Consider the following 11,620-nt stretch of genomic DNA (forward strand, 5'->3'; position numbering starts at 1 on the left):
CCACGGTGTTGGAATTATAGCCGCCACGCGAAGGGAATTCAACCGTTATCCCGGCATCGAGGGGCTTTCTTCAGCAGTGCCGGAACAACGGGCCGCCGCGGATTAGGATTTGCTTTTTGATGCGGGAATGGTATTTTAGAGGCTGAAGACTGAAGACTGAAGACTGAAGGCTGAAGGGGCACAAATGCTCCGTTCGCCACGGTTACACCCCTTCAGCATATGGAGACTGAAGATTGAATGAGGATAAACACTCCGTTCATCACGGGTGCACCCCTTCAGCCTTCAGTCTTCAGTCTATTTACAACGACGGCGCCTGTTGGTTGGGCGCTGCTCTGCTTGATGTGAACGGAGGTTGATTATCAAAAGCAGGGATCTTTTTGACGGTAATTCCGGCGGGGATTACGATGCTGCGTCCCTCGAGGTTTTGCGGGGGCTCGATCCGGTCCGCCGGCGGCCGGGAATGTATACGGATACGAGCCGGCCGAACCATCTCGCTCAGGAGGTCATTGACAACGCCGTGGACGAGGCCGTTGCCGGCTTTGCCCGTCAGATCAGAGTGGTGCTTTACGAGGACGGTTCTCTGGAGGTGGCCGACGACGGCCGGGGCATGCCGGTCGACCTTCACCCCGAAGAGGGGATGACCGGGGTCGAGGTTATCATGACGAAGCTTCATGCCGGGGCCAAGTTCGGGAACAAAAACTACCGGTTCTCAGGAGGGCTGCACGGGGTTGGGGTGTCGGTGGTCAACGCGCTTTCCACACGCCTCGAGGTGGAGATCCGACGCGGCGGAAACAAGTATGCCATCGCCTTTGCCAACGGCTGCAAAATGTCGGAGCTGACCCCAATCGGAACGGTGGGGATCCGCAACACCGGATCGACGGTGCGGTTCTGGCCGGATCCGCGCTATTTCGATACGCCGGGCTTTTCCGTGCGAAAGCTTCGTCATGCCCTTCGGGCCAAGGCCGTTCTCTGTCCCCGGCTCACGGTGATCTTCACCGACAAGGCTTCGGGGGAGACGGAAAAATGGTATTTCGAAGACGGCCTCAAGGACTATCTCCTGGAAGCCATGGCCGATCACGAGCGCATCCCCGAGGATCCGTTCATGGGCAGCCATGAGGGAGAAGGGGAGGCGGTGGCCTGGGCTGCGGTCTGGCTCCCGGAACAGGCGCCGATGGTTGCCGAGAGCTACGTCAACCTGATCCCGACACCGGTGGGCGGCACCCACGTCAACGGCTTCCGGAGCGGCCTCCTGGCGGCTCTGCGGGAATTTTGCGATTTCAGGAACCTGATGCCCCGCGGCATCAAATTGAGCCCGGAAGATTTGTGGGACCGCTGTGCCTACGTGCTCTCGGTGAAAATGAACGATCCCCAGTTCTCGGGCCAGACCAAGGAGCGGCTCTCATCCCGGGAGTGTGCCGCTTTTGTGTCGAACATCGTCCGGGACGCCTTCGCCCTCTGGCTCAACCTCAATACCGATGCCGGGGAACGGTTGGCCGAAATGGCCATCGAAAATGCCCGAAAACGTCTCAAGGCCGCCAGAAAGGTCGTGCGCAGAAAAGCAGGGTCGGGGCCGACCCTGCCGGGAAAACTTGCCGACTGCATCTCCCAGGATCCGTCCGAGGCCGAGCTTTTCCTCGTGGAGGGGGACTCGGCAGGCGGTTCGGCGAAACAGGCGCGGGACAAGCAAACCCAGGCGGTGCTGCCGCTCCGCGGAAAGATTCTGAACACCTGGGAGGTCGACACCGACCAGATCCTGAAATCCAACGAGATTCACGATATCGCCGTGGCCACCGGGGTCGATCCCGGAGCGTCGAGCCTTTCCGAACTCCGGTACGGAAGGATTATCATCCTGGCCGACGCCGATTCCGACGGGCTTCACATCGCCACCCTCCTCTGCGCGCTGTTTCTCAAACATTTCAAGCCGCTCGTCGCGGCGGGGCGTATCTTCGTCGCCATGCCCCCGCTTTATCGGATCGACCAGGGCAAGAGCGTTTATTATGCGCTGGATGAAAACGAAAAGGACGCCATCCTGAAGCGGCTCGAAAAGAGCCCCAAAAAGGGGCGGATCGGTGTCCAGCGGTTCAAGGGTCTGGGGGAAATGAACCCCGGTCAGCTCAGGGAGACCACCATGTTTCCGGATTCCCGGCGTCTTGTCCAACTCACCCTGGATGATGAGGCCGGAATATTTGAAACCATGGACATGCTTCTGGCCAAAAAGCGCTCCAAGGACCGCAGGCACTGGCTCGAGGCCGAGGGCGACCTGGCCGAATCCGAAATCCTCTGAAACCCATTCGACACACCGCCACGGAGTGAAGTCTAATGAGCGACACCGCATCCATCGTCGATGAAGGCGCCGAGCAGCTTTCCCTCGGAAATTTTGTCCGGCCCGCCTATCTCAACTACGCCATGTACGTGATCATGGACCGGGCACTGCCCTTTGTGGGAGACGGTCTCAAACCGGTCCAGCGCCGCATCGTCTACGCCATGAGCGAACTGGGCCTCAAGGCCACCGCAAAGCCCAAGAAATCCGCTCGAACGGTGGGGGATGTCCTCGGTAAATACCACCCCCACGGCGATTCGGCCTGTTACGAGGCCATGGTGCTCATGGCCCAGAATTTTTCCTATCGGTATCCCTTCATCGACGGACAGGGGAACTGGGGTTCCATCGCCTCTCCAAAGGAATTCGCCGCCATGCGGTATACCGAGGCCCGTCTCTCGGCCTATGCCGATGTGTTCCTCTCGGAACTCTCCATGGGCACCGTCGACTGGGTGCCCAACTTCGACGGAACCCTTGAAGAGCCGCGGATGCTGCCGGCGAGGCTGCCCAATATCATTCTGAACGGCGCAGCAGGGATCGCCGTCGGCATGGCCACGGACATCCCGCCCCACAACCTGCGGGAGATCGTTGCAGCCTGCATCCACCTCATCGACAATCCCAACGCGTCGCTGGAGGATATCTGCGGGATCGTCCCGGGGCCGGACTTCCCGACGGGGGCGGAGATCATCACGCCGGCGGCGGAGTTGACGGAGATCTACCGGAACGGTCAGGGCATGATCCGGATGCGGGCCACCTATGAGCTCGACAACGGCGACATTGTCGTCACAGCCCTGCCCTATCAGGTTTCCCCCGAGAAGGTCATCGAGCAGATCGCCGCGCAGATGATCGCCAAAAAGCTTCCCATGGTCTCGGATATCCGGGATCTTTCGGACCAGGAGGAGCCGACGCGCATCATGATACTGCCCCGGTCTGCCCGCGTGGACAAGGAGGCCCTCATGAGCCATCTTTTCGCCACCACCGACCTCGAGAAAAGCGTCAAGGTGAACATGACGGCCATCGGCCTGAACCGGAAACCCCAGGCCTTCGGCCTCGTCGACCTCCTGCGCCAATGGCTCGAGTTCCGTCGGGACACGGTGACGCGACGGCTGCGGTTCCGGTTCGACAAAATCACCGAACGCCTTCATATCCTGGACGGGCTCCTCGCCGCCTATCTCAACCTCGATGCGGTGATCCGGATCATAAGGGACAGCGACGAGCCCAAGACGGCCCTGATGTCAGGTTTCGACCTCAGCCCTTTACAAGCCGAAGCCATCCTTCAGATCCGCCTGCGTCAACTGGCGCGGCTGGAGGAGATTAAAATCCGTGAGGAAAAGGCGGGCCTCGAGAAGGAGCGGGATCGGATCGAGCGGATTCTGGGTTCGGATCGACGCATGAAAACCTTGATCAAGAAGGAACTTGCCGCGGATGCGGAAACCTACGGCGATCCCCGGAGGACCCGAATCGTGGCACGGAGGGAAGCCCATGCCATCAAGGAGACGGATCTGGCACCGCCCGAGCCGATTACCGTGGTGCTTTCCGTAAACGGGTGGGTTCGAGCGGCAAAAGGACACAACATCGATCCGGCACAGCTCTCCTACAAGGCCGGCGACACGCTTTTGAGCGTGGCCCGGGGCAACACCCATCAGCCGGCCGTCTTTCTCGACACCGCCGGACGGAGCTACGCCCTGCTGTCGGGCACGCTGCCGTCGGCCAGAAGTCAGGGGGAGCCTTTGACAGGCCGGCTGTCCCTGGCGAGCGGGGAGCGCTTTGTCGCCGTCGTTATGGGTGAACCCGGCCGCAAGCTTTTGCTGGCCAGCGACTGCGGATACGGTTTTGTGACCGACGCCCACAACATGGCCACCAAGAACACCAAGGGCAAGGCCATGCTGACCCTTCCCCGGAACGCGAGACCCCTGCCGCCCCGGGAGGTCCGGAATCCTGAAACCGATTGTCTGGCGATCGTCACCACCGAAGGCCGGATGCTTCTCTTTCCCGTCCGGAATCTGCCGGAGTTGTCCAAGGGGAAGGGAAACAAGATCATTCAGATCCCCCCGAAAGCCGCCCGGGAGCGACGGGAACTGGTTAACATCATCGAGATCGTGCCCCAAGGGGCGACAATAAAGGTTCATTCCGGGAAACAGGCGGTCAGGTTTACCTGGGAGAGCCTGTCGGTTTTCATGGGGGAGAGAGGCCGCCGCGGAAAGCTCTTGCCCAGGGGATACCAGCGGGTTGACTACATAGAGGTGATACCGCCTGACGAACCCGCTTCCGGTGCTGCCAATGCATCCGACAGCGGATCGGGGGAATGATATCGGACCATGACACAGAGGCAACCGCAGCATCATAAGGTGGTGCCGCTTACGGATGCCGTCCGTCGATATGTCCGGGACGGCACCCACCTGGCCATTGGCGGATTTACCCTGAATCGAAACCCCATGGCGGCGATCCGGGAGATCGTCCGGCAACGGGTCCGGAACCTGCATCTCTATGCCCACTCCAACGGCACCGGACTGGACGAACTGATCGGCGGGGGCTGTGTTGCGAGACTCGAGATCGCCTATGGCGGCAACGGCGTGGCGACGCCCACCTGCATTCGATTTCGGAAGGCGGTGGAGGCGGGGCGCATCGTGGTTGAGGATTACTCCAATTATATGATGAGTCTCCGATTCCTGGCAGGAGCCATGGGGGTTCCTTTTCTGCCGACCCTCTCCGGTCTGGGATCGGACATCGCCGCCCGGTGGGGGTTCTCGAAGGCGATGCGGAGAGATGATCCCCGCCTTCCGGACGACAAGCTGATCGTGATGGACAACCCCTTCGGCGCCTGGGGGGAGGCCTCCCGGGTGCTGCTGGTGCCGGCCGTCAATCCCGATGTGACCCTGCTCCACGTCCAGACCGCGGATGCCATGGGGACATGTCGCATTGACGGGCTGCCTTTCGGGGATATCGAACAGGCCAAGGCCTCCCGCCATGTCATCGTCACCTGCGAGACGCTGACGACAACCGAGGCCCTTCGGGCTCATCCGGAGCGAAACCAGCTTGCCTTTCCCCACGTCAGCGCCGTCTGCCATGTTCCCTGGGGCGGGTATCCCACCGCGGTCTACCGCCGTTACGACTACGACGCCGAATACCTGAAGGCCTATGCCGAGGCCGCAGGGGACGAGGAGCGGTTCGCGGCCTACCAGGAACGGTACATTTTCGGGGTCGACTCCCACGAGGCGTTTCTGGAAGCGGTTGGGCGGCCGAGGTTAGAGGCGTTGAAAGCCGATCCAGAGACTGGTTATGCCGTGAACATGAAAAGGGGATGAACCCATGGAGAAGCTGTGCTACACCCCTCGGGAGATGATGACGATCATGGCCGCGCGGGAGATCGGGGACGGAGACATCGTGTTCTGCGGGACCGGTATCTCAATGCTGGCCGCTGTCGCCGCCAAGAAGATCAACGCCCCGAACAGCGTCATCTTTTTTGAGACCGGGGCTGTTGACGCCCGCATCGCAGAGCTGCCGCTGGCGGTATCCGATCCGCGGATCATGTATGGCGCGGCCGCCCACGGGAACCTGCTGGACGCCTTTGCCTTCATGCAGAACCGGTTCACCGGTGATCGGATCATCGCGATCTTAGGGGCGGCACAGATCGACCCGTTCGGGAACCTCAACACCACCTGTATCGGTCCGTACGACCGACCGGTGATTCGCTTCTCCGGCAGCGGCGGCGGATGCGACGTAGCCTCCTTCGTCCCCCGGTGTATCGCTTTTATGCAGCATGAAAAACGCAAGTTCGTCGAGCGGATCGACTATCTGACGAGTCCGGGAGGACTCGACGGCGGCAGGTCGCGGGAGAAGGCCGGCCTGCGTCCCGGGGGTATTGGGGTCGTCATCACCAACAAGGCGGTGATGCGGATCGATCCGGAGACCCGGAGGCTCTATCTCGACCGGTATTATCCCGGAATCGCTCCCCGGGAGATCCAGGACAGCACGGGCTTTGCCGTCGATGTCTCCCGGTCCTGCGAAGCCTCGCCGCCCACGGCGACCGAACTCAGGATTCTTCGGGAAGTCTGCGATCCCCAGGGGCTCATCCTGAGAAACCGACCCTCCGATTGACGTCCGGAGAGAGGAGCCGCCCGGCCCTCAGAGATGTCTGGACGCTTCATAGACCGTGTCCGGCGGGAGGTCGGGCCTGGCGGACTGCACCCGGACCAGCTGATCGCACCGTTCGTTGCCGGCATTCCCCGCATGCCCCTTGACCCACCGGAATTCGACGTCGTGCTTCTCGCAGAGATCGAGCAGCTTTGCCCAGAGATCGGGGTTGACGGCCCTGTCGGTCCTGGTCCGCATCCAGCCGTTGGACCGCCATCGTCTGGCCCAGCCTTTGGTGATGCCGTCCACAACGTATTTTGAATCGCTGTAAAGGGTAACGGCAGACGGCTTTTCAAGAGCGCTCAGGCCGACAATGCAGGCGGTCAGTTCCATGCGGTTGTTGGTGGTGAGCCGAAATCCGCCGGAAAATTCCCGGGTCGCACCGTCTTCGACGACAACCACTCCATAACCTCCCGGACCCGGGTTTCCCAGGGCCCCGCCGTCCGTATAGATGATGACGCGGTCCGCATCGGGCAGCCGCTCCCCGGCATCTCGGGAGGCCTTCGCTGCGGAGATGTTGCCGCCGGAAGACTTGCGTTTCCAACGATTTGGCGGATTTTTCAAAAAGGCTTCAGCCTCCTCCCGGGTCAGGAATCCCTTGTAGACGGCCCCCGGGAAGCCGCTGACCTGGGCCTGGGCCCCCGCTTCCCCGAACCATCGGGTATAGATGCCGGGTTTCCGGCCCTTTGCAACCGCATAGAACTTTTGGGTGCTCATGAAGTATGTTCCTCTGGATGTCCGATATCGTTTTTGTCGATGTTCAGGGTATCATATGTTCACCATAACCTCATTACGCCGTCAAAAAAGCGTATTTCGGGTGACAACGATTACCTTTAAAATCCGAAGCACCGCAAGCGAAAAAAGCTTTGCACCTCTGCCTTGATTAATGCCGGGTGTTATGCTAATTGATTCGCTTTTATGCCATGCCTTCGCCATGATGTCGTTTTGGCTCCTGCGGCGAATGAAACCTATATGAATGAAAGGTGGAAGCCATGCCAACCATCGGTCGATCCTACTGCGGTCAACTGAGCCTGTCCCATGCCGGCGAATCCGTCACCCTTGCCGGCTGGGTGGACGCCCTGCGGGACCACGGAGAAGTGCTCTTCATTCACTTGCGTGACCGCAGCGGTATCGTACAGGTCGTATTCACCCCCGAAGGCACGCCACAGGCGGTTTGCGACAGGGCTTCGGTGCTCAGGAGCGAGTTCTGCGTCCGTGTCACCGGCCGGGTCATCCAACGGACCGGGGGGACCGAAAACCCGGGCATCGCCACCGGCGATATCGAGGTGGTGGCTGAAGACCTGGCCATCCTTGGCAGCTGTGCGACGCTCCCGTTTCAGATATCGGAAAAATCGATGTTGGCGGGCGGCGTGGTCAGGCGGGACGAGACGGTGGGAGAGGATCTGAGACTGCAGTACCGCTATCTCGATCTGCGCCGTCCCACCATGCAGGATCACCTGATCCGGCGGCACCGCATCGTCAAGACCATCCGGGATTTTCTGGATCAGCAGGGATTCATCGAGGTCGAAACCCCGATGCTTACCAAAAGTACGCCCGAGGGCGCCCGGGACTATTTAGTGCCCAGCCGACAGTTTCCCAAAAGCTTTTACGCCTTGCCCCAGTCGCCCCAGCTGTTCAAGCAGATGCTCATGGTGGGCGGCATGGAGCGCTATTTCCAGATCGTGCGCTGCTTCCGGGACGAGGATCTGCGGCCTAACCGGCAGCCGGAATTCACCCAACTGGACCTCGAGGCCTCCTTCATCGACGAGGAATACATCTTCGATCTTTTCGAGGAACTGACCGTTCGCATGTTCTCCGTCGGCGGCATCGATCTGCCGCGTCCCTTCCCGCGTATGACCTGGCTGGACGCCATGAACCGAACCGGTTCGGACCGGCCCGATCTGCGTTTCGGCATGACCTTCGAGGATGCCACAGACCTTTTCACCCATACCCGCTACGGCATCTTCCGGCAGATCCTCGATCGGGGCGGATGCATCAAAGGCATCAACGTCAAAGGCGCGTCCGATCGATTGAGCAAAAACGTACTGCAGAATGAATACGCCAGGGAGATCGTTCCGGGATTCGGCGCAAAGGGCATGACCTGGATGCGGGTGATGGCCGAAGGGCTGGAGTCCAACATCGTGCAGTTCTTCAGCGATGATGAACGCCGGGGAATCCTCGATCGCTTCGCGGCCCAACCGGGGGACGTCATCCTGATGATCGCCGATCCCTCCTGGTCTCTGGTCTGCTCCGCCCTCGGGCAATTGCGGGTGCACCTGGCCCATCGGTTGGCGCTGATTCCCAAAGATGTGTACGCCCCGCTCTGGGTCACCGACTTTCCCCTGTTCGAAGCTGCGGAAGACGGCGTTACGGCCATTCACCATCCCTTCACCATGCCGGACCGCGTGGATTTCGATCCGCGAAACATCGAGGATCTGCTTGCACTTCGCTCCCGTGCCTACGACCTGGTGATGAACGGCGAGGAGCTGGGGGGCGGCAGCATCCGCATCAACGACAGTAAGTTGCAGCAGCGCGTTTTTCAGGCCCTGGGTCTGGATGCCGGGGAGGCGGCGGAAAAGTTCGGATTCTTCCTCAAGGCCCTGTCATTCGGCGCACCGCCCCATGGCGGCATCGCCCTGGGCATCGACCGGGTCGTGGCCATGATCCTGGGCGCCGCTTCCATCCGCGAGGTGATCGCCTTTCCCAAAAACCGCAGCGCCTATTGCCCGCTGACCCAGGCTCCTTCGCCGGCGGCGCCCCTCCAGCTGCAAGAGCTGGGTCTGCTCGACATGGGCGGCGGCCTGCCGCTGCCGGGTGCAGGCGAGGGTAAGGATCTGATCGACAGCCTCTCCTGGGTATCGCGCATCGGAATCACCGACCCGGAGCGGTCGTCGATGGGCGAGGCCGTGGCCCAGGCCCAGGCCTGCGCTGAACGGATCAACCGGAATGCCCCTTCGGACGAGCCCCCGCTATTCTCCGTCGCAGCCGTCTCCAATCGTACCCGAGAAGGCAGAACCCCCCGCATCCACCCCCTGGCGGCAAGCGGAGAACTTTTCAAGAATGCACCCGCAGAAAAAGGCGGCTACTTCAAAACAGCCGCAGTACTGGATTGAGAGGTCACTCATGCCGGATCTTTTCACTTACCGTAATTCACTGCCGGAGCAACCCGGCGCAGACGGTCCGCTTTCGGGCATGCGGGTGGCGGTTCAGCCGAACCTTTCGGTCAATGGATGGCCCTGCAATGCCGGTTCACATGCCCTTGCGGGATATACCGCGCTTGCGGACGCCACGACCGTGGCCCGACTGACCCGGTCCGGTGCCGTGCTGATCGGCAGTTCGCATATGGCCGAGCTGGGTTTCGGCCTGGCCGACGACACCATCATCCAAATCATCGCCGACGGCCGTGCCGAACTGGCGCTGATCACCGACACCATGGGCGAAGCCCGGGTTGCAGCGTCCGGCGCCGGTCTGTTCGGATTCAAGCCCAGTTATGGCCTGATTTCCCGCTGCGGCCTGATGGGCCTGGTGCCCTCCATGGAGTGCATCGGCCTGGTGGGCGTCGATCCGGCCCGGATCGGCCGGGCCCTGGCCGTCATGGCCGGCCCGGACCCCGACGATCCGTCCATGCCCGATGACTGCGCCGCCGGTTTCAGCGCTGATCTGCCGCCGATCACGGCGCAACCGACGGCCGGGATCGTCGCCGAGTGGTTGGAGGGCCTGAATGCGGCTGAGCGCAGCGCCTTTGAATCCAGTCTTGCACGGCTTGACGCCATGGGTATCGCCACCCGGCAGGTGAACCTCGCCCCGTCCGGCCTTTTTCGGGATGCCCACCAAGTGATCGCCGCGGTCGAGGCCTCTTCCAGCGCCGGTAAATACGACGGGGTCCGGTACGGTCACCGCAGCGCCTCCGGCAAAAACTGGAACGAGATGTACCTGAACACCCGGGCCGAAAGCTTCGGGCCCCTGATCAAGCCCTTTCTCTTCCAGGGCGCCTATTTTCAGTTTGAAAACTATTCCGCCTTTGAAAACGCCTGCCGGATCCGCGGACGCCTGATGCGGGCCGTGACCGATCTGCTCGCACAGGTGGACATGCTGGTGCTGCCCACTAGACGGCCGGCCCATGATCCCGGGCGGGCGACGACCATCGAGGAAACCTATGACGCCTTTGGGCTGACCCTCCCGGCCAACCTCACGGGTCATCCGGTGTTGCAGGTGCCGGATCCGACCTTGGCCGCGGGCACGGATTTGGGACTGCAGCTCATCGGTCGACGGCTGGACGATGCCCGGCTGCTCTCCATCGGCCGGCAGATGTCATCAATAGCAGGGGAGGGATGCTGACATGAAATACGAAGCGGTCATCGGTCTTGAGATTCATGTGCAGCTCAACGCCGCCACAAAGTTGTTCTGCGACTGCCCCAACCGGCCGGGCGACGAACCCAATCGCAATATCTGTCCGGTCTGTCTCTGGCTGCCGGGGGCCTTCCCGCAGCTGAGCCGGGAGGCCCTGGAAAAAGGCGTGCTCGCCTGTCTGGCCCTGAACTGCGTCATTCAGCCGGAAAGCGCTTTCGATCAAAAGGTGTATTACTACCCCGATCTGCCCAAGGGATATCAGTTATCCCAGCACCACAAACCTCTGGCCCGCAACGGCTGGGTGGACATCGTGGCTGCGGACGGTCAGGTGAAACGGCTGCGTATCCACCACGTTCATCTGGAGGAGGATGTGGCCAAACTGCTGCACGAGACCGAAGGCCGAACACCCATCAGCCTGGTGGACTTCAATCGCGCCGGGACCCCCCTGATCGAAATCGTGAGCGAGCCGGACATGCGCGACCCTCACGACGCCATGGAATACATCAAAGCCCTGCGGGACCAACTGCGCTATACGGGCAGCGCTGAATGCAGCCTGGAGCAGGGCACCCTGCGCGTGGATGCCAATGTCTCATTGCGGCCGTTGGGCAGCAAAGCCCTGAACACCAAGGTAGAGATCAAGAACATGAACGCCATCCGAAACGTGGGTGATGCCATTGCCTACGAAATCACCCGCCAGACCGAGTGCCTCGAAAAAGGCGAACCGATCGTGATGCACACCCGTCTGTGGGATCCCGAAAAAAAGGTCACCACGCCCATGCGGGCCAAGTTCGAAGGTCCCTGCGTGCCGGATCCGTCGGT

Annotated in this window: 8 protein-coding genes; 7 read left to right on the forward strand and 1 reads right to left on the reverse strand. The window is 61.4% G+C overall.

Going from position 1 to position 11,620, the window contains the following annotated elements:
- Positions 1–352 precede the first annotated feature (352 nt).
- The 4 genes from parE to AB7S84_RS00755 are packed head-to-tail and all read left to right on the forward strand — an operon-like array spanning position 353 to position 6,415.
- Complete coding sequence (gene parE, locus AB7S84_RS00740; protein ID WP_428152729.1) at positions 353–2,284, forward strand: DNA topoisomerase IV subunit B; 1,932 nt, start codon at positions 353–355, stop codon at positions 2,282–2,284.
- Positions 2,285–2,319: 35 nt separating this feature from the next.
- Entirely contained in the window at positions 2,320–4,626 is a 2,307-nt protein-coding gene (parC, locus tag AB7S84_RS00745) for a DNA topoisomerase IV subunit A (RefSeq protein WP_428152730.1), read from the forward strand.
- Positions 4,627–4,635: 9 nt separating this feature from the next.
- Positions 4,636–5,622, forward strand: a complete 987-nt coding sequence (locus AB7S84_RS00750; RefSeq protein WP_020875101.1) for a CoA transferase subunit A — start codon at positions 4,636–4,638, stop codon at positions 5,620–5,622.
- Between the two features lie 4 nt (positions 5,623–5,626).
- The gene (locus AB7S84_RS00755) at positions 5,627–6,415 is read left to right on the forward strand and encodes a CoA-transferase subunit beta (RefSeq protein ID WP_020875100.1); all 789 of its coding nucleotides are present in this window, start codon (positions 5,627–5,629) and stop codon (positions 6,413–6,415) included.
- 27 nt (positions 6,416–6,442) lie between these two features.
- Here AB7S84_RS00755 and rnhA read toward each other — a convergent pair whose 3' ends face one another.
- Positions 6,443–7,168, reverse strand: a complete 726-nt coding sequence (gene rnhA / locus AB7S84_RS00760) for a ribonuclease HI (protein ID WP_428152731.1) — start codon at positions 7,166–7,168, stop codon at positions 6,443–6,445.
- A 275-nt stretch (positions 7,169–7,443) separates the two neighbouring features.
- Between rnhA and aspS the strand changes: the two genes are divergently transcribed.
- The 3 genes from aspS to gatB all read left to right on the forward strand — a co-directional run.
- Positions 7,444–9,564: an aspartate--tRNA ligase gene (aspS, locus tag AB7S84_RS00765; protein WP_020875098.1), complete on the forward strand. Its 2,121-nt coding sequence runs from the start codon at positions 7,444–7,446 to the stop codon at positions 9,562–9,564.
- A 10-nt stretch (positions 9,565–9,574) separates the two neighbouring features.
- Positions 9,575–10,789: an amidase family protein gene (locus AB7S84_RS00770; protein WP_428152732.1), complete on the forward strand. Its 1,215-nt coding sequence runs from the start codon at positions 9,575–9,577 to the stop codon at positions 10,787–10,789.
- Position 10,790: 1 nt separating this feature from the next.
- A partial coding sequence (gatB, locus tag AB7S84_RS00775) for an Asp-tRNA(Asn)/Glu-tRNA(Gln) amidotransferase subunit GatB (RefSeq protein ID WP_428152733.1) occupies positions 10,791–11,620 on the forward strand: 830 nt, incomplete at its 3' end.

Origin of the sequence: Desulfococcus sp. (assembly GCF_050178255.1) — a bacterium.
GTDB lineage: Bacteria > Desulfobacterota > Desulfobacteria > Desulfobacterales > Desulfococcaceae > Desulfococcus > Desulfococcus multivorans.

Excerpts from the sequence above, each read along its gene's own strand:
- aspS (WP_020875098.1), top strand. The coding sequence starts at position 7,444 with ATGCCAACCATCGGTCGATCCTACTGCGGTCAACTGAGCCTGTCCCAT.
- rnhA (WP_428152731.1), bottom strand. The coding sequence starts at position 7,168 with ATGAGCACCCAAAAGTTCTATGCGGTTGCAAAGGGCCGGAAACCCGGC.
- parC (WP_428152730.1), top strand. The coding sequence starts at position 2,320 with ATGAGCGACACCGCATCCATCGTCGATGAAGGCGCCGAGCAGCTTTCC.
- AB7S84_RS00755 (WP_020875100.1), top strand. The coding sequence starts at position 5,627 with ATGGAGAAGCTGTGCTACACCCCTCGGGAGATGATGACGATCATGGCC.
- AB7S84_RS00750 (WP_020875101.1), top strand. The coding sequence starts at position 4,636 with ATGACACAGAGGCAACCGCAGCATCATAAGGTGGTGCCGCTTACGGAT.
- AB7S84_RS00770 (WP_428152732.1), top strand. The coding sequence starts at position 9,575 with ATGCCGGATCTTTTCACTTACCGTAATTCACTGCCGGAGCAACCCGGC.